19 protein-coding genes, 1 tRNA gene and 2 pseudogenes are annotated in these 20,553 nt (G+C 42.7%); 14 read left to right on the top strand and 8 right to left on the bottom strand.

The genetic code is table 11. The features are described 5' to 3' along the window. The 3 genes and pseudogenes from H6G48_RS10080 to H6G48_RS10070 all read left to right on the top strand — a co-directional run. A pseudogene (locus H6G48_RS10080) lies at positions 1-152 on the top strand (RNA-guided endonuclease TnpB family protein); the annotation flags it as partial. Between the two features lie 135 nt (positions 153-287). Further along, a complete protein-coding gene (locus tag H6G48_RS10075; protein WP_190721449.1) occupies positions 288-1,862 on the top strand; it encodes a glucose-6-phosphate isomerase in 1,575 nt (524 codons plus the stop codon). A 183-nt stretch (positions 1,863-2,045) separates the two neighbouring features. Next, positions 2,046-3,257 (top strand): ABC transporter permease, encoded by a 1,212-nt coding sequence (locus H6G48_RS10070; RefSeq protein ID WP_190721447.1) that lies wholly within the window; start codon positions 2,046-2,048, stop codon positions 3,255-3,257. A gap of 8 nt (positions 3,258-3,265) precedes the next feature. Here the strand turns inward: H6G48_RS10070 and hisD are convergent, their stop codons facing one another. Next, a complete protein-coding gene (gene hisD, locus H6G48_RS10065; RefSeq protein ID WP_190721445.1) occupies positions 3,266-4,522 on the bottom strand; it encodes a histidinol dehydrogenase in 1,257 nt (418 codons plus the stop codon). Between the two features lie 70 nt (positions 4,523-4,592). Further along, the gene (locus H6G48_RS10060; RefSeq protein ID WP_190721443.1) at positions 4,593-4,958 is read right to left on the bottom strand and encodes a hypothetical protein; all 366 of its coding nucleotides are present in this window, start codon (positions 4,956-4,958) and stop codon (positions 4,593-4,595) included. 25 nt (positions 4,959-4,983) lie between these two features. Here H6G48_RS10060 and accC point away from each other — a divergent pair, with 25 nt between their 5' ends. From accC to H6G48_RS10040, 4 genes are read left to right on the top strand one after another with little or no spacing between them, the layout of a single operon-like run. After that, the gene (accC, locus tag H6G48_RS10055; protein ID WP_002751149.1) at positions 4,984-6,330 is read left to right on the top strand and encodes an acetyl-CoA carboxylase biotin carboxylase subunit; all 1,347 of its coding nucleotides are present in this window, start codon (positions 4,984-4,986) and stop codon (positions 6,328-6,330) included. A gap of 43 nt (positions 6,331-6,373) precedes the next feature. Next, entirely contained in the window at positions 6,374-6,943 is a 570-nt protein-coding gene (locus tag H6G48_RS10050) for a Uma2 family endonuclease (RefSeq protein WP_190721441.1), read from the top strand. A 30-nt stretch (positions 6,944-6,973) separates the two neighbouring features. Further along, positions 6,974-7,549: a Uma2 family endonuclease gene (locus H6G48_RS10045; protein ID WP_190721439.1), complete on the top strand. Its 576-nt coding sequence runs from the start codon at positions 6,974-6,976 to the stop codon at positions 7,547-7,549. Between the two features lie 30 nt (positions 7,550-7,579). Then, positions 7,580-8,155, top strand: a complete 576-nt coding sequence (locus H6G48_RS10040; protein WP_190721437.1) for a Uma2 family endonuclease — start codon at positions 7,580-7,582, stop codon at positions 8,153-8,155. A gap of 76 nt (positions 8,156-8,231) precedes the next feature. On the opposite strand, the gene H6G48_RS10035 is transcribed toward H6G48_RS10040, so the two are convergent. Continuing rightward, on the bottom strand, positions 8,232-8,699 hold the full coding sequence (locus H6G48_RS10035) for a DUF29 domain-containing protein (RefSeq protein WP_190721435.1): 468 nt from the start codon (positions 8,697-8,699) through the stop codon (positions 8,232-8,234). A 122-nt stretch (positions 8,700-8,821) separates the two neighbouring features. After that, positions 8,822-9,421 carry a Uma2 family endonuclease gene (locus tag H6G48_RS10030; RefSeq protein ID WP_190721433.1) on the bottom strand — a complete coding sequence of 200 codons (600 nt, stop codon included), beginning with the start codon at positions 9,419-9,421 and terminating at the stop codon, positions 8,822-8,824. Positions 9,422-9,612: 191 nt separating this feature from the next. On the opposite strand from H6G48_RS10030, the gene H6G48_RS10025 reads away from it, so the two are divergent. Then, positions 9,613-11,208 carry an Hsp70 family protein gene (locus H6G48_RS10025; RefSeq protein WP_190721430.1) on the top strand — a complete coding sequence of 532 codons (1,596 nt, stop codon included), beginning with the start codon at positions 9,613-9,615 and terminating at the stop codon, positions 11,206-11,208. Between the two features lie 83 nt (positions 11,209-11,291). Here the strand turns inward: H6G48_RS10025 and H6G48_RS26825 are convergent, their stop codons facing one another. Further along, complete coding sequence (locus tag H6G48_RS26825) at positions 11,292-11,423, bottom strand: hypothetical protein (RefSeq protein ID WP_002757361.1); 132 nt, start codon at positions 11,421-11,423, stop codon at positions 11,292-11,294. Positions 11,424-11,619: 196 nt separating this feature from the next. Continuing rightward, the gene (locus tag H6G48_RS10020) at positions 11,620-12,873 is read right to left on the bottom strand and encodes a competence/damage-inducible protein A (protein WP_190721428.1); all 1,254 of its coding nucleotides are present in this window, start codon (positions 12,871-12,873) and stop codon (positions 11,620-11,622) included. Between the two features lie 656 nt (positions 12,874-13,529). Here H6G48_RS10020 and H6G48_RS10015 point away from each other — a divergent pair. From H6G48_RS10015 to H6G48_RS10005, 3 genes are all read left to right on the top strand, one after another. Then, positions 13,530-15,086, top strand: a complete 1,557-nt coding sequence (locus tag H6G48_RS10015) for an AAA-like domain-containing protein (RefSeq protein WP_190721426.1) — start codon at positions 13,530-13,532, stop codon at positions 15,084-15,086. Between the two features lie 112 nt (positions 15,087-15,198). Beyond that, entirely contained in the window at positions 15,199-15,471 is a 273-nt protein-coding gene (locus tag H6G48_RS10010) for an AbrB/MazE/SpoVT family DNA-binding domain-containing protein (protein WP_002790479.1), read from the top strand. Next, complete coding sequence (locus H6G48_RS10005; protein WP_147070850.1) at positions 15,464-15,865, top strand: PIN domain-containing protein; 402 nt, start codon at positions 15,464-15,466, stop codon at positions 15,863-15,865. The genes H6G48_RS10010 and H6G48_RS10005 overlap by 8 nt, the downstream gene beginning before the upstream one ends. Positions 15,866-16,231: 366 nt before the next feature. On the opposite strand, the pseudogene H6G48_RS27460 reads toward H6G48_RS10005, so the two are convergent. Together H6G48_RS27460 and H6G48_RS09995 are read right to left on the bottom strand one after the other, a co-directional pair. After that, positions 16,232-16,701: pseudogene (locus H6G48_RS27460) on the bottom strand (IS1634 family transposase); the annotation flags it as partial. A gap of 63 nt (positions 16,702-16,764) precedes the next feature. Then, a complete protein-coding gene (locus tag H6G48_RS09995) occupies positions 16,765-17,151 on the bottom strand; it encodes a DUF4359 domain-containing protein (protein ID WP_190721424.1) in 387 nt (128 codons plus the stop codon). Positions 17,152-17,252: 101 nt separating this feature from the next. On the opposite strand from H6G48_RS09995, the gene H6G48_RS09990 reads away from it, so the two are divergent. The 3 genes from H6G48_RS09990 to H6G48_RS09980 all read left to right on the top strand — a co-directional run bounded on the left by H6G48_RS09990 (position 17,253) and on the right by H6G48_RS09980 (position 19,769). Next, positions 17,253-17,325: transfer RNA gene (locus H6G48_RS09990), tRNA-His, on the top strand. 241 nt (positions 17,326-17,566) lie between these two features. Beyond that, complete coding sequence (locus tag H6G48_RS09985) at positions 17,567-18,511, top strand: isoaspartyl peptidase/L-asparaginase (RefSeq protein ID WP_190721422.1); 945 nt, start codon at positions 17,567-17,569, stop codon at positions 18,509-18,511. Between the two features lie 70 nt (positions 18,512-18,581). Further along, the gene (locus H6G48_RS09980; RefSeq protein ID WP_190721420.1) at positions 18,582-19,769 is read left to right on the top strand and encodes an FtsW/RodA/SpoVE family cell cycle protein; all 1,188 of its coding nucleotides are present in this window, start codon (positions 18,582-18,584) and stop codon (positions 19,767-19,769) included. The last annotated feature ends 784 nt before the right edge of the window (positions 19,770-20,553 follow it).

Genomic DNA, 20,553 nt, shown 5'->3' with positions numbered 1-20,553 from the left:
ACCATGACCGAGATATTAACGCCAGTAAAAATATTTTGGCCGCAGGGCTTGCGGTGTCAGTCTGTAGAGCGACCATAAGACCAGAACAGAGTAAATCTGTTAAGGCAGGTGCGGAACCCCGCAAGGGAAAGAAGCAGAAACCTAAATCGTGAGGTTTGGGAATCGCCGTCCGTTTTACGGCGGCGAGGATGTCAACTTCTAGTCTAAAACTACCTGTATGATGATTGGAGAGGATAGAATGCTATCTCTCCTAAACGAGTAATTAAACAAAAATTTCGCTTTTTTTTATGGATAATCTGCAACTCTGGCAACGTTACCAAGATTGGTTATACTATCACCCTAACCTAGAACTTTATCTCGATGTCAGTCGGATTCCCTTCGATGAGGCTTTTCTCAAAGGTCTAGAAGCAAAATTTGAGCGCGCTTTCCAAGATATGGCAGCTTTAGAACAGGGTGCGATCGCCAATCCCGACGAACAGCGTATGGTCGGCCACTACTGGCTGCGCGCTCCTGAACTCGCTCCTAACCAGGAATTGCGGGACGAAATCACCGAACCCATAGCACAGATCAAAGAATTTGTCAAGAAAATTCACTCTGGAGCGATTAAGCCGCCCAATCGGGCAAAATTTAGCCATATCCTCTGTGTCGGCATCGGGGGGTCTGCTTTGGGTCCCCAATTCGTCGGTTCGGCTCTAGCGCCCGATTTTCCCCCCTTAGAGATTGCTTTTATTGATAATACCGACCCTAAAGGCATCGATCGCACCCTAGCCCATTTACCCTTAGCTACCACCCTCGTTATCGTCACCAGTAAATCCGGCGGCACTCCCGAAGCGAGAAACGGAATGTTAGAGGTCCGCAACGCTTACGAAAAACTGGATTTAGACTTTCCGCAACACGCGGTCGCCGTCACCATGCCGGGTAGCCAACTGGACAAATACGCCCAAGATTGGCTAACTCGTTTCCCCATGCAGGATTGGGTCGGTGGTCGTACATCAGAACTATCCGCTGTCGGTCTTCTCCCGGCCGCTTTGCAGGGTATCGACATTGATGAAATGTTAGCCGGGGCCAAAGAAATGGACATCGCCACCCGCGTCCATAACCTGAAAAAAAACCCTAGCGCCCTACTGGCTCTAGCTTGGTATCATGAGGGCAATGGCAAGGGAGAGAAAGATATGGTGATTCTGCCCTACAAAGACAGTCTCTATCTCTTTAGCCGCTATCTGCAACAATTGGTCATGGAGTCCCTCGGTAAAGAAAAAGACCTCGATGGTAATACGGTGTACCAAGGGATCGCCGTCTATGGTAACAAAGGTTCCACGGACCAACACGCCTACGTCCAACAATTACGCGAAGGTGTTCCCAATTTCTTCGCTACTTTTATTGAAGTGTTAAAAGACCGGCAAGGAGATTCGATAGAAGTGGAAACCGGCTCCACTGCTGGCGATTTCCTCTCAGGATTACTGCAAGGTACTCGACAAGCTTTATACGAAAATAGTCGTCACTCTATCACTATCACTATCCCAGAGGTCACTCCCCGTCAGGTAGGGGCCTTGATCGCCCTCTACGAACGGGCCGTTAGTTTCTATGCTAGTTTAGTTAACATTAACGCCTACCATCAACCCGGGGTAGAAGCAGGGAAAAAAGCCGCCGCTTCTATTCTGGATTTACAAAGAAAAATCGTGCAAGTTGTTCGGGAAACGGGAACTTCTCTTGACCTAGCCACTCTAGCGGCCAAAATCGGCGCTAGCGACCAAGTTGAAGCTATCTATAAAATTGTCCGTCATCTCAACGCTAATCGGCGCAGTTTAACTATTACCGGCGATTTAAGCAAACCGGAAACGCTCCAAATCTCTACCCGCTAATCAGTTATCAGTTATCAGTTATCAGATGTAAGTTTTAAGTTAATTAGTTATTTAGTTATCAGATGTAAGTTAATTAGTTATTTAGTTATTTATTTATCTTCATCTTTATCCCTGTTTACTGTTTACTGTTTACTGTTTACTGATCACTGTTTACTTTTCACTGATCACTGAATATAACTAACCATGGAAATGCTCGAAAACCTGAAAATGGCTTTTTCCGCTTTGATGGGCAATAAACTGCGTAGTGGTCTGACCATGCTAGGAATTGCTATCGGTAACGCTTCCGTCATTGCCCTAGTGGGAGTGGGTGAAGGAGCGCAAAAAGTCGCCCTCGAGCAGTTTGAAGCTCTCGGACCGAATGTTTTATTTGTTTCCACCTCCTCGCGCAATGTCCGGCGGACAATTCCTAATCCCCGGCCTCTCACCTACGAAGATGCTCAAGCGATCGCATCTCAAGTTCCCGCCATTGCCGCCATTTCTCCCGAATTGAGCGGTAAAAGAATTTTATCCTTCGGTAATAGAACCAGTAATAGCCCCCTAATCGGGGTGGGAGCCGAGTACCTAAACGTGCGTAACCGTCAACTATCTAAAGGTAGATTTATTATGGAATCTGACCTGAAACGGGATAATCGAGTGATTGTCTTGGGATCGGAATTAGCCAAAAATCTCTTTGGTAATCGCAATCCCGTGGGCGAAAATCTTCGCATCGGCAATCTTAGTTTTCAAGTCATTGGAATTTTACAGGCGAAAGGCTCCTTATTTGAGGCTAATCAGGACGATCGAGCCTTAATTCCCCTAACTACCATGTCTAATCAGGTTCAAGGCCGCAGAGCTATCTATGGCATTCCCCTGACTCATATTTCTGTCTTGGCCAAAAACTCTGCCCAAATTAAAGCCGCTCAGTTTCAGATTAGCAACCTGCTGCAAATGCGTCATCAGGTCAGCGACGAGAATTATGTGCAGGTTTTCCCCCAAACCGCAGTCCTAGAAATGACCAAAGAGACTAACGAGAGTTTAACTAGAATGTTAGCCTCGATCGCCAGTATTTCCCTTTTTGTCGGGGGAATCGGCGTAATGAATATTATGCTCGTGTCAGTCACGGAAAGAACCCAAGAAATCGGGTTAAGAAAGGCTTTAGGAGCGAAAGAAGGGGATATAAAAGGTCAATTTCTCATTGAATCGGTGATTTTAGCCACCACTGGCGGAATTATCGGGATTTTTGTCGGCATTCAAGGAATGTATCTAGCGGGAATTTTTGCCGCTTTAACCACCAGTGTCTCAATCCCTGCGATAATTCTCGCTTTAGGAGTTTCTAGTGCCATCGGTCTAATTTTCGGTGTTGTTCCCGCTCATCGTGCCGCGAAATTAGACCCAATAGTTGCTTTGAGAAGATGATAGTTTCTCTAGGTCTTATCCTGACCTCGGGATTTTATACCCGCGTCCGTTGTCGTAAATCCCTCCGCTTGCGCTAATATTTGCAGATTGTGGGCTATGGAGGCGAAAGAATCGGCAGGATATTCGATTAAAGTGGCGGAATCGAGAAAAGTTTCCACTCCCACGGGACAACCCAAATAATCAGCCACCGCTTTTGGAGTAGTGGAACCGAGGAGAATAGTTCCCGATTGTCTCACAGAAGATAGCTTTTGCCAAGGCTCATCGATCATCAAAGATAAATGGGTGGGAGCAAAAAGATTCGATAATTCGATCGCTTTCTCCAATGATTCCACCACCACGATTAAACCATAATGAGCGATCGCTTTTTCCGTTAACAATCTCTGGGGATGTACCTGTAACTGTTTTTGCACTTCTTCCTGTACTATTAGGGCTAAAGCCTTATCCGTCGTCAATAAAATCGCTGCCGCCAGGGAATACTGTTCCGCTTGCGCTAATAGATCTAGGGCCAACTGCTTGGGATTGGCTTGACTATCGGCAATAATAACCAAATCAGAAGTAATAGAGAGATAATCGATTTTTACATGGTCAGAAACCAGTTTTTTAGCCAAATTAGTATAAAAATCACCTATTCCGGCAATCATCTCCACGGGAGCGATCGTTTTTGTGCCGTAGGCTAAAGCGGCGATCGCCTGTGGTCCAGCCACCCGATAAATCTCACTAATACCCACCGATTGGGCTGCCACTAAAATCGCCGGATGGATGCGTAAATCCTCATCGGCAGGAGATACCATGACAATCCGTTTAACCCCCGCTATTTTGGCAGGAATCGCCTGTTGGAGCAATAAACTGAGATAGGCCCGTTTCCCATCGGGAACGACAATTCCCACGCTGTTAACCGGTTGATAACGTTTCCCCCGAACCGTACCATCCTCAGGAAACTGGACCCAAGCTTTGGGAAGACGCTGACGATGAAAAGCCTCCATTTTTTCACAGGCAACGGCGATCGCATTTAATAAATCCTGCGACACCTGTTGATAAGCAGCATCGAGTTCCGAGCCACTCACCTTTAGTTGTTGTAGATTAAGGGACTGTTGGTAGAATTTTTCCGTGTAATCCACCAACGAGCGATCGCCAGAAAGTCGCACCTGCTCGACAATCTCTCGGACAAGCGATTCTTTTTCCCGAATTTCCGGATCGTCGAACCGTTCCCGAATTCGTCTCAGTTCCGTTCTGGCTGACCATGGCTCTGTGATAATTCGCAACATCGAGCTATTATCCTCTAGGGGCGAAACGAGATTAAAAAGTTTTCACTCCTCACACTCTAGCTTATCGCTTTCAATCTTGACCGGGGAGGGAGACCGAGTCAGTTATTTTAGCCGTCGGTAGGTACGAGTCAGGAAATAGGGTGATAGGGTTTTGGGGTGATAGGGTTTTGGGGTGATAGGGTGATGAGACAGCTTCCCCAATTCCCCAATTCCCCACTTCCCCACTTCCCCAATTCCCCAATTCCCCAATTCCCCACACCCCACACCCCACTTCCCCAATTCCCCACTTCCCCAATTCCCCAATTCCCCAATTCCCCAATTCCCCACTTCCCCACTTCCCCAATTCCCCAATTCCCCACTTCCCCACTTCCCAACAGCCAGCCCGATTTCCCCAAGGTAACAAAACCAGATATTCTACTAAATAGTCGCCTATCACACCAGCCTGATCTCGTGGTCGTCCAATGCAGTTTGCCAAGATATTAATCGCCAATCGCGGGGAAATCGCCTTAAGAATCCTTCATAGTTGCGAAGAATTGGGCATTAGAACCGTTGCCGTCCACTCTACCATCGATCGCCATGCCCTTCACGTTCAACTGGCCGATGAGAGTGTTTGTATTGGTCCGCCCCCAAGTAGCAAAAGTTACCTAAATATCCCTAATATCATCTCGGCTGCCCTAACACGCAACGCCACGGCCATCCATCCCGGTTACGGTTTTTTGGCAGAAAACGCCCGCTTTGCCGAAATTTGTGCCGATCATCAGTTAACTTTTATCGGTCCGTCTCCCAGTGCTATTCTGGCTATGGGGGATAAATCTACCGCTAAAAAAACCATGCAAAAAGCGGGAGTTCCCACTATCCCCGGCAGTGGTGGTTTAATTACCTCAGAAGCGGAAGCAAAACGTATCGCTGATGACATCGGTTATCCTGTCCTGATCAAAGCCACCGCCGGCGGTGGAGGGCGTGGGATGCGTCTTGTCAAGAGTGCAGATGAACTAGGTAATATGTTAAAAGCCGCCCAAGGGGAAGCAGAAGCGGCTTTTGGCAATTCAGGAGTATATCTAGAAAAATTTATCGAATGTCCCCGACATATCGAGTTTCAGATTTTGGCCGATAGTCACGGTAACGTGATCCATTTAGGAGAAAGAGACTGTTCGATTCAGCGACGACACCAAAAACTGCTAGAAGAGGCACCCAGCCCCTTCTTAACCCCCCATTTACGCTCAAAAATGGGTAATGCCGCCGTTAAAGCCGCTAAATCGATTAATTACGTCGGGGTGGGAACTGTGGAATTTTTAGTCGATAAACAGGGCAATTTTTACTTCATGGAAATGAACACCCGTATTCAGGTGGAACACCCCGTCACGGAGATGATCACGGGGATAGACCTGATCCGAGAACAAATTCTGGTGGCACAGGGCGAAAAACTGCAAATTAAGCAAGATCAGGTGATATTTAGAGGGCATTCGATCGAGTGTCGCATTAATGCCGAGGATCCCGATCACAATTTTCGCCCTCACCCCGGCAAAATTAGCGGTTATCTGCCCCCCGGCGGTCCCGGTGTCCGCATGGATTCCCACGTTTACACCGATTACGAAATCCCCCCCTATTACGATTCCCTAATTGGGAAATTAATTGTCTGGGGAGAAAATCGCGAAACTGCGATTAAACGCATGAAACGCGCCCTGCGGGAATGTGCGATCACGGGAGTACCGACGACTATTGATTTCCATCGTAAAATATTGGAAACTCCCGCCTTTTTAGCTGGAGATGTTTACACTAATTTCATCCAGGAACATCTCTTGCCCTAGGGTGTTACCATGAATTTTAGACGAGAGTAGGCTAGGGATAATAATGACAGTAGAAGTTAAATTTAACTCGTTTCAACTCAGCGATGAACAGTTCTTTCAACTTTGTCAGGATAACCGAGATTTGCGCTTGGAACGCAACCCAAAAGGAGATTTAATTATTATGCCACCGACTGGAGGAGAAACCAGTAATTCTAACGCTGGAATCACTGCCCAATTATGGTTATGGAATAACCTAAATAAATTAGGTGTAGTTTTTGATTCTTCTGGAGGATTTAAACTACCTAATGGGGCCGATCGCTCTCCCGATGCTGCTTGGATACCTTTAGAAAAATGGCAAGCTTTAACCCCGCAACAAAAGGAAAGATTTTTACCTCTATCTCCCGATTTTGTCATTGAATTAATGTCTCCTAATGACAACATAGAAACTGCTAGGAAAAAAATGCAGGAATATTTAGATAATGGAACTCGTTTAGGTTGGTTAATCAACAGAAAAACTAGAGAAGTAGAAATTTATCGTCAAGGACAGGCAGTAGAAATTTTAACTAATCCAGAAAGTTTATCGGGGGAAAATATTTTATCTCAATTTGTCTTAGAACTTGATAGTATTTGGTAATTATATAATCCTATAAAAGAGAATCTAAACATGATGACAGTAGTAGAAATTAAATTTGAATCTTGGCAACTTAGCGATGAACAGTTTTTTCAACTTTGTCAGGATAACCGAGATTTACGTTTGGAACGCAACGCAAAAGGAGATTTAATTATTATGCCACCAACCGGAGGAGAAACTGGTAATTCTAACGCTGGAATCACTGCCCAATTATGGTTATGGAATAACCTACATAAATTAGGTGTAGTTTTTGATTCCTCCACGGGGTTTAAACTACCGAATGGGGCCGATCGCTCTCCCGATGCTGCTTGGATACCTTTAGAAAAATGGCAAGCTTTAACCCCACAACAAAAGGAAAGGTTTTTACCTCTATCTCCCGATTTTGTCATTGAATTAATGTCTCCTAGTGATAGCCTAGAAACCGCTAGGAAAAAAATGCAGGAATATTTAGATAATGGGACTCGTTTAGGTTGGTTAATCAATAGAAAAACTAGAGAAGTGGAAATTTATCGTCAAGGACAGGCAGTAGAAATTTTAACTAATCCAGAGAGTTTATCGGGGGAAAATATTTTATCTCAATTTGTCTTAGAACTTGATAGTATTTGGTAATTATATAATCCTATAAAAGAGAATCTAAACATGATGACAGTAGTAGAAATTAAATTTGAATCTTGGCAACTCAGCGATGAACAGTTTTTTCAACTTTGTCAGGATAACCGAGATTTGCGCTTGGAACGCAACCCAAAAGGAGATTTAATTATTATGCCACCGACGGGAGGAAAAACGGGCAATTCTAACGCTGGAATCACTGCCCAATTATGGTTATGGAATAACCTACATAAATTAGGTGTAGTTTTTGATTCTTCCACAGGATTTAAACTACCGAATGGGGCTGATCGCTCTCCCGATGCTGCTTGGATACCTTTAGAAAAATGGCAAGCTTTAACCCCACAACAAAAGGAAAGGTTTTTACCTCTATCTCCCGATTTTGTCATTGAATTAATGTCTCCTAGTGATAGCCTAGAAACCGCTAGGAAAAAAATGCAGGAATATTTAGATAATGGGACTCGTTTAGGTTGGTTAATCAATAGAAAAACTAGAGAAGTAGAAATTTATCGTCAAGGACAGGCAGTAGAAATTTTAACTAATCCAGAGAGTTTATCGGGGGAAAATATGCTGCCAGAATTTAGTTTAAATCTTACTTTGATTTGGTAAATCAGAGGTAGTGATTGCCGTTTAACGCTTTGCTTTGTTGGGCATTGTCTTCATCGATAAAATACCGAATTCATTTTTAAGGAAGATAGTCATAATCAAGGATTTCTGCAAGGGTGAAGGGAGATTCAATCGGGAATAAATCAGCAGCAAGTTGATATTTTCTGAAAGTATCTTCTCTGGCCGCTTGATAACAATCTATCCAGATTTCAGGAATCAATCTTCTCAGACTTGGACTCTCTCTTAATAAGCGTTGAACTTGTCGGCGTTGTTCAACAATTGTGCTGCGCCACCCTTGAGCATTTGCTTCCTTTTCAGTTAGCCAGTAAGTCAATTTAAGCAAATGTTCGGCAATGATGGTTAAGCGACTTTCTAGTTCTCGTTTTTCACTCCTGCCCATCGTTTCAATTTCTTCGATTAAATTTTCTAAGTCTAATTTTTCAAAACGATGTTCTTTGAGTAAATTAGCGGTTTCTTGTAACCATCCGTAGAAATCTTCTTGATAAAGACTTTTACCTGACGAGACTAAAGACTTTTCGATGCTCATTTGATGATGACCTAGAAATATAATAGAGCAATCGGCGATTCTTACCACTGTTGCCTCTTGCCTGTTGCCTCTTGCCTGACTTCTGCCAGAAGTCTAATATCGCAGGATTACTCCTGAAAACATCAGAGCTTTAAATTTAAGCTAAAATTGGGTAAAACATCTTCACCCGACAAATCAGTGGGATTTTCTAAGATATCTACTTCCCTTGCTTGACGATAAATTTCAACTTGCCGATTCTGGGGATCGATTAACCAGCCTAACCTTGCCCCATTTTCCCTATATTCGAGCAGTTTTTTCTGTAATTTGTCAAGACTATCCGATTCAGACCGCAATTCGACCACAAAATCGGGACAGAGGGGAATAAATCCTTTTTTCTGCTTAGGGGTTAAAGATTCCCAGCGTTCTCGACTCACCCAAGATAGATCGGGAGAACGAATCGCCCCATTTGGCAGTCTAAATCCAGTGGAAGAGTCAAACCCGACTCCTAAAGCTTCATTTTCTTCGCACCAGCGACCCAGTTGAGTCGTTAAGCTAAAATTACGCTGTCCTGATTCGCCACCTGTAGGGGGATTCACGATTAATTCTCCTTGGGCTGTACGTTCTAATTTTAAGTCACGGTTGACCATAGCAAGGGCTTCAAACTGTTCAAGGGTGATAGAGAGAGCGATCGCGCTAGGAATTTCTAAGGAGAGGGTTTCGGGTGAGGTAGTAACTGCTAACATAATCCTTTGATCAGGTGGAACTCATATATACTATTAAAGATTATTTGTCAAGTTTTTGCTCAGACTTCTTTAGCTTGCGCTGACCAAATTCCCTATTTTTTGGGGAAGCTTCCACCTCGAGCGGGCGGGTTCAATAAATAACAGGTTATAATAGCGAATAATTAACTAAATTTACCTAAAAACCATCGATCGTGTTCTACGCTATTGATTTCGGAACCAGTAATACCGTCATTACTCGTTGGAATGGGGCGACAAATAGGGCCGAAACCGTCAAATTATCGGAGTTATCCCAACAAATAGCCGACAATCCCCCCCTAATTCCCAGTTTACTCTATGTTAAATCAGCCAATCCTCTGCAAGTAATTGCTGGTCAAGCAGTGCGCGATCGGGGTTTAGATATCGATCGAGACCCGCGTTTTTTTCGTCGCTTTAAACGAGGTATCGGCGCAAAAATTCAAGGATTTTTACCTGAATTAGAGGAAACTGTCCTCAGTTTCGAGGGGGTTGGCCAATGGTTTCTCGATAGCATCATCGACCAATTAAAATACACCGCCCCGGAAACCCCCCAATCTCTAGTTTTAACCGTCCCCGTCGATAGTTTTGAAAGTTACCGCAATTGGTTAAGCAATGTTTGTCAGGGGTGGGAAATCGAACAAATTCGACTAATTGATGAACCCACGGCCGCCGCTTTGGGTTATGGAACCACTGGGGATCAAGTGATTTTAGTGGTAGATTTTGGCGGTGGCACTCTCGATCTTTCTTTGGTACAATTAGATTTAGATAATCCTCAAAAAAATCAAGGTTTTATTCTCAAGTGGGGAGAAAAACTTTTAGGCAATAATTCTGCCCAAAAAACTAAACTAGCGAGAGTTTTAGCCAAGGCGGGGACAAATTTAGGGGGGTCAGATATCGATGATTGGATCGTCGATTATTTTGCCCAAAAGCAATCTTTAGCGAAAACTTCCCTGACTACTCGTCTAGCAGAAAGATTAAAAATTAAACTTTCTTCCCAATTAACCGCCGAGGAGGTATATTTTGATGAGGAAAATTTCGAGAGTTACGAGTTAAGCTTGGATCGAGAACAATTGACTGATATTCTCCAACAACAAAACTTTTTTCATCAATTAGATGATTTAATGACGGGAGTTTTGCAACAGGGAAGACGCAATGGAGTTGAAGTTAGCGATATCGATGCGGTGTTATTAGTCGGGGGAACCGTCCAAATTCCGGCGGTAAAAGATTGGGTGCGACAGTATTTTGATAGTAGTAAAATTAAAGAGGATCGACCCTTTGAAGCGATCGCTTTGGGAGCGTTACAATTAGCCCAAGGTTATCAAGTCAAAGATTTTCTCTATCATAGCTACGGGATTCGTTACTGGAATCGTCGCCAAAATGCCCACGCTTGGCATCCGATTATTAACTCTGGACAACCCTATCCCATGGAAAAACCCCTGGAATTAGTCCTAGGTGCTTCCGTGGACAATCAACCTAGCATTGAATTAATTATCGGCGAATTGGGCACAGAAAGGGGGGCGATCGAGGTCTATTTTGATGGTGATAAATTAATTACTCGTTCCCTCGGTAATGGAGAAACTAGCGTCCAACCCTTAAATGATCGCGAGGGGGCCCGATCGATCGCTCAACTCGCTCCTTTAGGTTTGCGGGGCAAAGATCGCATTAAAGTGCAGTTCTGGATTGATGATCAGTGTTTTCTGCGGATTAATGTGGAAGATTTACTCAGTCAAGAATTGTTACTAAATAATCAAATCGTCACCAAATTAAGCTAGACTTGGCTTCACCTAAAAATCAAGTGCAGACTCATAGTAAGTTTGCACTGATATTATCGCAATATTCTGTTTTACCGGTGGCTTTATCGACTGTGATCGCGCACGGGGATCGGGATCAGTTCGGGTTCGGGTTCGGGTTCCGGACCAAAAACACTCTCGATCAGTTTGCGCGCCCATTCTCTCAACTTGTCTATCACTTCATCTAAATAGTCCATTGACCAAATGGCTCCTTTGAGATACTAGCTATGAGTTTTCGTCGATTGATCCCCGCAACAGCTTGATTCTAGAGAATTTTAACTAATTTTCATCGTTTGGCTGTTAAATCTGACGAGCGGGGGAATCTATATCTTGTATTTATATTAAGCTTAACATAACTTTTTAGTCTGAGTATATATTCTTGGCAATTCTTTTTTAAGATATTGTTAATAAATTCCGGCGTAGGCGATCAAGGGCGGTATAAGCACTAATCTGGCGAATTGTCAAGCGATCTCGATTTTCTCCGAAACGATGCTCTGATACGGTAACATTTCCCTCAGGACTGGCTAAACCGATATAAACTAGGCCCACGGGTTTTGTCTCACTGCCTCCTCCTGGTCCGGCAATACCCGTGATACTGATCCCCCAATCCGTAGCGAGGCGTTTTTGCACCCCTAGCGCCATCTGTTGGGCAATAATGGCACTGACAGCCCCGAAATTATTTAAATCCCCTTCATTTACGTCTAAGAGGGCAACTTTTACCCGATTATCGTAGGAAATAACCCCACCCCCAAAATAATCGGAACTGCCGGCGATTTGGGTGATAATTTCCCCTAATCCCCCTCCAGTACAGGATTCTGCCACACTCAAAGTTTGTTTTTGCCGCCGCAAAAGTTCCCCCACCACCGCAGGTAAAGTATCATCATCAGCCCCAAAATAATCTAATCCGGCGATTTCCTTAATTTCCGTCGCTACCGGTTCAATTACCTGCAAAGCAGCCTCTAAAGAAGGGGTTTTGGTCGCAATTCGCAAACGCACTTCGCCTAAACTAGCATAGGGGGCAACGGTGGGATTAGTCAGATCAAATAAATGGGCAACTTTTTCCGCTAAAGCTGACTCACCGATACCGCGAAATTTGAGGTAACGACTATAAATCCTCTCTTTGCCCCATCCTTGACTTTCTAGGTAAGGAATCGCCGTTTCTACCCACATTCTCTTCATTTCTGAGGGTACTCCGGGGAAAGTGAGAATAGTCACGTTAGTCTGTGGTTGCCAGATCATGCCAGGGGCGGTTCCCGTCGGATTTGGCAAAAAATCGGCTCCCATGGGTATTAAAGCCTGTTTACTGTTACTAGGAGGCATTTCTCGCCCTAAGCTCGTAAATTTAGCCTCGATTTCTGCTAAAATCTCCTGATCTTCCCTGAGGGGCGTTTGGAAAAAATCGGCGATTGTTTCTGTAGTTAAATCGTCGGGAGTCGGTCCGAGTCCGCCAGTAAAAATTAAAATTGAAGAACGTTCTCGGGCAATAGCGATCACTTTTTTCAGTCTTTCTACATTATCCCCCACCACCGTTTGATAATAATGGGGAATGCCTAATTTTGCCAATTCTAGGGCTAAATATTGGGCGTTAGTATTAACTATATCCCCTAATAATAATTCCGTTCCTACACAAATAATTTCAGCGGCCATAATTTTTAGCAATTAGCTTAAGATTTTCAATTTTGATCATCAACTTATCTTCTGTCACCACAGTTCAATCGGGTTTCGGTAACGATGGTCATGGAAGTTAACAATACCAGTGCGCTCCAACATTATACCAGTAAGCTATCAACAATCAAGGTCTTGTATATTAGACCTCTGGTAAAAATCAAAAATTGTTGTTAGGGTTAGGAGTCAGTAGCCGGTCGTCAGGAGTCAGGAGAATTAAGAATGAATAATAATCAATTAAACGGTCTATTTACAGATTTTATGTAATTTAATCCTTGTTTTTGCCGTTTTTGAAGCGTCAAAAATTAATTATGCAAGAGGTTTATTAATGCCACTTTTAATAACCAGATTTAGTATCACTACCTATGAGCAAACGTAAAATCAGCGCATTATTCCCTTATATAACAATAATTGATCTTAACGGAGGCAGGAGGCAGCAGGCAGGAGGCAGGGGGCAGGAGGCCGTTTTTGTAACGGGGATTTATGCCCCGCTCCAAAAACTTTTCGCCTTAAGGCGAGGTTTTAGACCCGATTTTTTCGATAACAAAGTATTGCCGAGCATCACCTCTTCCTTCCTGCCATGACAAACCCCACCAAAATCATCTAAAATCAAAATGTCCACTAAATAATAAAATTCTATGACTCGCTGGTTTAATATTGCAGGTCCCTGTAAAGACGATATCCACTATATGCTATCTCCCACAGTCAGATTACCAGATTTAGAGGATTTAATTAAACAAGAAAGTTACTTTGTCCTTCACGCACCACGACAAACAGGGAAAACCACCGCAATGTTAGCCCTAGCAAAACAACTTACCGATACTGGAAATTATGCCGCAGTCATGGTATCAGTGGAAGTAGGAAGTGCATTCAATCATGATCCTACTGCCGCAGAATTAGCAATTTTAGGAACTTGGTATAATACAATAAATATCCGCTTACCCAAAGAATTACAACCACCTGTTAAACAATGGCAACAGGAAGAACCAGGCAATAGAATTAATGATTTTTTAACAGGTTGGGCAAAAGCTATAAACCGACCTTTAGTATTATTTATAGATGAAATTGATTCTTTACAAGACCAAACATTAATATCAGTTTTACGACAGTTAAGAGATGGTTTTCCTAACCGTCCAGAAAATTTCCCGACCTCAGTAGGATTAATTGGTTTACGAGATGTGCGAGATTATAAAGTAGCATCTGGTGGTAGTGATAGATTAAATACATCTAGTCCTTTTAATATTAAAGTTGCTTCTCTGACTATGCGAAATTTTAATCTTGCAGAAGTGGTTGAATTATATCAACAACATACAGCAGCAACCGGACAAATTTTCACACCAGAAGCAATAGAAACAGCGTTTGATTTAACTCAAGGACAACCTTGGTTAGTCAATGCTTTAGCTAAAGAAATTGTAGAAAAAATGGTAAAAGATAGAAGTATTGCTATTACCAAAGAACACATTTTAACAGCCAAAGAAATATTAATTGCACGTCAAGATACTCATTTAGATAGTTTAGCTGAAAGGTTAAGAGAACCAAGAATTAAAGCCATTATTGAACCGATGTTAGCCGGTTTAGAATTAGGGAATATACCTAATGATGATATTCAATTTGTCATTGATTTAGGATTATGTAAAATGCACCCCTATGGAGGTTTAACTATTGCTAATCCCATTTATAGGGAAGTGTTACCCAGGGTGTTAACTGTGACACCAATGGCATCTTTACCCATGATTGCACCCACTTGGTTAACCCCAGAGGGTGAATTAAATATAGATGCTTTATTAACAGCATTTCTCAAATTTTGGCGACAACAGGTCGAACCATTATTAGGTAGCACTGGTTATCATGAAATCGCTCCACATATAGTATTAATGGCTTTTTTACATCGTGTGGTTAATGGTGGGGGAGTTTTAGAAAGGGAATATGCAATTGGTAGTGATAGAATGGATTTATGTCTGAGTTATAAAGATGTAATTTTAGGGATTGAATTAAAAGTATGGCGGGATAAAAAACGCGATCCTCAAGCTGATGGGATCGAACAATTAGAGTCTTATTTAGGGCGTTTGGGTTTAGATTTTGGTTGGTTATTTATCTTTGATAGGCGGAAAAATGCCTTACCAATGGAAGAAAGATTATCAACTGAAGTTGTGGTGACAGAAAATCAATATAGAATTACTGTGATTCGGGCGTGAGTGTTTCCAAAACTCACTGTTTGCGTTACATTTCATTAACGCACCCTACAGGATTAACTTTTAGAATTTTTGCTAAACTAGAAATAGGTATAAAACAAGGAAATATAAAGTTATGACAGTTGCTAATTCATCACTTTCTCAACAATACATACTTGATATTGAACCAGAAGGACGTTTAACTTTACCGCAAGAAATCCAACAAATTCTTAATTTAGAATCTGGAGATAGATTAATCTTAACTCTGGAAGATAATGGAACACTGCAATTAGTTAGTCTCAAAAATCAAGTTAAAAAATTAAGAGGTTTATTAAAAAATAAATCACCTGATAGAAATTTAGTAGATGAACTTATTCAAGAACGCAGACAGGAGTATTTAAGTGAATAAATATGTGTTAGATGCTTCTGCCTTTTTAGCTTATCTTAGAGATGAACTAGGAGCAGAAATTGTAGAAAATGCCTTGATTAATGGGTGTTATATCAGTATTATTAATTGGGTAGAGGTATTATCGAAAATTGTTGACTTAGGAGAATCCCCAGAGGAAATTATTAAACGATTGAGAGATGAAGGATTATTACAAAATAGTCTAGAAATTATTGCTTGCAATGAGGAAGATGCTATAACTATAGCTAAATTTCGAGTTTTAACTAAAAGTGCAGGATTATCCTTAGGAGATCGTGCTTGTCTTGCTTTAGGTAAACGCTTGAATTTACCTGTGTTAACAGCAGATAAAGTATGGACCAGTTTATCTCTGGGAATTACTATTACTTTGATTCGTTAAAGTTCATCATCATTTGACAAATACTTTTTAACAACTGAAAATTTGGAACTGCATTCAAAACAGTAATAAGGTGCGTTAATGAAATGTAACGCACCCTACAGGATTGGATATCACTAGAGATTAAAACCCACATTCCGCACTTTATGATTAAGTCGCAATAACGCCACCAAGAAAAACTGATTGAACCGACAAAATTTGTTGAGATTAGAGAATTTTTACATCTGACTTCACCAAGAATAATTTGACAGAAGCAAGGATCGCTCAAGTTAGACATGGTTAAACTAAAGTGGCCTAATTTATTGGACACTTTTCGGGGAAAAAGTTTTTTCTGGGATTGACTTAAACTGAATTTGCTCAATTTGATTCTCAACTTACTTGGTAGTAATTTTGGCAATAAATCGAAAAATATTCAAGAATATCAAGAATCTCCTCAGTTAAATTACTGATGTGGCTTTGAGCATTAATCTTGACTAAATGAATCCCCTGTAAAATCTGAAATATCCATCTTAAAGTTGGTTTATCTGTGGCTTTACCAAGTTTATTTTTGACTTTTCCACCTTTCCTTTGTAGTTCCCCTCTTAACATTCTTTGTCCCAGACTATATACTAATAAGCATATTCCCATTAAAAAAAACCATTGTTTCTATCCTTTTTGGGGTTTTCACCAAGACACTATCTGCTAGAAATAAGGGGTCTTTAATGAATCTAAATCTTCGTTCACAAGATTGTTGTGCTTTATATTCATCAAGCATTTCTTCCGCCGATAGGTTTTCCTTGTCGAGAACAGGCGATAATAAATCTTCCTGCTCTTTCTGTTTCGGCTTTAATAATTTCAGCTATCACCACTACAATAAAATCACTACCATCAGGATTTACTCTCAGAAAATTTCCATTGCCTGACTACAGTTCTAAAGCTTCGTAGATGTATAATTTATTCAAAAAACCGACGGTGCTGAAGTGATAACTAGGTAAAGGGGGAGGGAACGATAATTCCGTTTGATAAACGCTGAAAATGACAAAATTCTTTCTAGTGGTGTTAGTGGCGATCGCTTCTTGTAAAAAAGGATGACCCGTATCCACCAACATTTTACAGTAACCCCGCAAGAGAGCCTGCACCTCGAGGGAAGCTTGCGCCCGAGCGCAGACATTATCCTTAAGATAGCTAGTTAACCTCTGGGAAGCGTATTGTTCGTAATCTTGACGATTGGGGTTAGTTGTCAGCAATATCCCCGCAATTCCCCCTAAAACCACTCCTACCACCATTCCCCCTAACCGTGCCAATTTCATAAGCTCTCAAATCATCACTCACTTACCCTAACCATAGCCCGAATGAGGATAAAAAACCTCTTGTCAACGATTCGTTTTCTGCTATACTCGATAGATGTACGGCGAGCGTAGCCAAGTGGTTAAGGCAGTGGATTGTGGTTCCACCACTCGGGGGTTCAAGTCCCCTCGTTCGCCCTCTTTTTAAGGCTCGTTGATAATTAGGCTTTGAGGGGGTTGATTGGCACTTACCCACTCAAATCCCCAATCAATTCGTTATCGGTAAAACCCTACACCCCACACCCTACACCCCACACCCTGTCCCCACGAAAAACTTTTTGCCGCAAACCCTACTTACCGGTTAAGACGGCACTGGAGAAGCGGAGTAGCGATAACGTGATAGTTTAGATCCGATCGGTAATGTGATATTGGGACAATAATGACCAAAGTAAATCCGAAGTTAATTATTCATGGGGGAGCGAGTTCCCTAGAGGATAAAGGTGGTTTAGAATCAGTCCGCAATTCTCTCCGGGGGATTGTTAAGAATATTTACAACCTCCTTGACAATGGTGCTAGTGCTGTGGAGGCGGTGACGAAAGGATGTATGTTACTGGAGGATGAACCGCGATTTAATGCCGGGACCGGTTCGGTGGTGCAATCGGACGGTCAGGTGCGAATGAGTGCAGCCTTGATGGATGGTCGTCACCAGCGTTTAAGCGGTGTCATTAACGTCTCGCGGGTACAGAATCCCATTAGCCTGGCTCAATTTCTCCAAAGTCAAGAGGATCGCATTCTCTCGGAAATTGGAGCTGCAGATCTGGCCCGAGAATTACAAATTCCCCTCTATGATCCCCTCACCGATTATCGGATTCAAGAATGGATGGAGGAAAGAAAGACGAATTTTAATCGCAAAATGGCCCGTTTATTCGCCGATTCGTCAGCACAACGGGGAACTATCGGGGTAGTGGCCCTTGATCAACAAGGAGACATCGCCGCCGGAACTTCTACCGGAGGGAAGGGATTAGAAAGAATCGGTCGCGTTAGTGACAGTGCCATGCCGGCCGGCAATTATGCGAATCCATGGGCGGGAGTAAGCTGTACGGGGGTCGGGGAAGATATTATCGATGAATGTTTAGCCGCTAAGGTGGTTATTCGCGTCACCGATGGTTTTTCCCTCGCCGCTGCCGTGGAGAAATCCATGCGCGAATCCCAAACTAATGGTCGGGATCTGGGCATGATTTCCCTTGATCGTCAGGGGAATATTGTTTGGGGGAAAACGGCGGAAATTCTCTTGGCTGCCTATCACGACGGTCAGGCGATCGGTGATACCCTAGAATGGCACGGTGAAAATGTCGGTTTAATCGGTCATGTCGCCGTCGGATAGTGGAACAAACTGCGATCGAGCCTAGTCTTTTCGGTTAATCTGTACAAGATACTTCTTCTCGAAAATCTCCGTGTGGCAATACATTATTCCTATTTTTGACCCCGATGTGAAAAACTGGTCAGCCGAAGCGCGATTATTGCGCTGGATGACTTTTTTGTGGCTGTTAGTCGGGTTAGTGGTGCTTTTTTCCGCTTCCTACGCTCTGGCTGACAGTCGCTTTGATAACGGACTATACTATTTTATCCGCCAATTAATCTGGCTTTGGATTGGCTTAATTGGCTTTAATTTCCTGGTGCGATTGCCGATCGAGAAACTCCTCAAAATCGCACCCTGGATGATTTTATTAGTTTTAGGATTAATTTTGATCACTCTTATCCCCGGTTTGGGAACTAATATCAACGGTGCCACCCGCTGGATTAAAATCGGGCCGATTCTCTTGCAACCGTCGGAATTTATGAAACCGTTTCTCGTCCTGCAAGGGGCGGCGGTTTTCGGTGGTTGGCCGCGTTTAAATGTCAATCAACGGTTAACTTGGATCGCTATTTTTGGGCTAATTCTAGCGGGCATCCTCTTACAACCTAACTTGAGTACCACTGCTCTGTGTGGTATAACTCTCTGGCTGATCGCTCTTGCCTCCGGTCTGCCTTTATCCTACATGACCAGCACCGCTTTACTGGGTGTAACTATGGCCGTGGTTAGTGTTACTTTCCGCGAATACCAGAGAAAACGGATTTTGTCTTTCTTAAACCCCTGGCAGGATCCCCGGGGTGATGGTTATCAATTAGTGCAGAGTTTACTGGCGATCGGTTCTGGCGGAACCACTGGCAGCGGTTACGGTTTATCCCAACAAAAATTATTTTATCTACCCTTCCCAGATACGGATTTTATTTTCGCTGTCTTTGGCGAGGAATTTGGTTTTATTGGCGGTATTTTACTGTTAATCATGCTATTTCTCTACGCTACTCTCGCCCTGATCGTGGCGGTTAAATGTCGTCATCGCATCAAAAAATTAGTGGCGATCGGGGCGATGGTAATTTTAATCGGTCAATCCCTGTTAAATATCGGTGTGGCCACTGGTTCTTTACCCACTACCGGCTTACCTTTCCCTCTCTTTAGTTATGGCGGCAGTTCCAGTTTAGCCAGTCTCTTTTTAGCCGCCCTCTTAATCCGTGTGGCTAGGGAAGAAAATGACCCCGATCCGGTTCCCACCAGTAAAAAAAGTCCTCAGAAAATTGTCTCGGTTTTCAGTCATCAGTGATGGATTGGGAATTATGAATTATGAAGTGGGGAAGTGGGGAAGTGGGGAAGCTGTCTCATCACCCTATCACCCCAAAACCCCCCGCAACGCGCAAGCAGTGACCCCCCTATCTCCTGATTCCTGACTCCTCACCCAATGTTCGACAAAGATAAGTAAAAATTATTGATTGACTCCAAAAACTTGAGAATATTTAAATTAACATTCCGCAATATTTACAAATTCTTAAGAATTAATTGAGAAAGATTTTTATTTAACAACGATGTTACAATGGTGACAGCGATTTGATAGAATTTCATAATGGGCTATTCTGTGCTTTTTTGGTTAGCAATGGTTGAAACCCTTGCCACACCTACAGGGTGATCCTAATTAAGACGGGTAAATCAGTCAATTTCACGGGCAACGATGATCTTTTTTTTGTGTAGTTTTATTGCAAAAAAAAAGTTTTTTTGACAAAAAGCACAAAGTATGATATTAGCCCAATGGACTTCTGGCTGCGAGTAATTATTGCAGAGAAGGGAAAGGGGAAAGGGGAGAAGGGAGAGGGGAGAAGGGAGAATAAATAGGGTTTGCGGCAAAAAGTTTTTCGTGGGGGCAGGGTGTGGCCCCCCCAACCCCTAGGGTTGATTCATTTAAATTAAGTACAGCGGATTTTGAGTCAATAAATTTGACTGAAGATTCTCAAGTTTATCTTTTTCTAACCAAAAGAATCAGTCACAATAACTAATCTTTAATCCTCTGCCAATATTGATTATGAATAAATTGATAAAGCTTGTTCCCAAGCCAC

This window comes from Microcystis flos-aquae FACHB-1344 (assembly GCF_014698375.1).
GTDB classification, from domain to species: domain Bacteria; phylum Cyanobacteriota; class Cyanobacteriia; order Cyanobacteriales; family Microcystaceae; genus Microcystis; species Microcystis aeruginosa.
The sequence above is the reverse complement of the archived record's forward strand: the minus strand, read 5'-3'. Positions and strand labels throughout refer to the sequence as shown.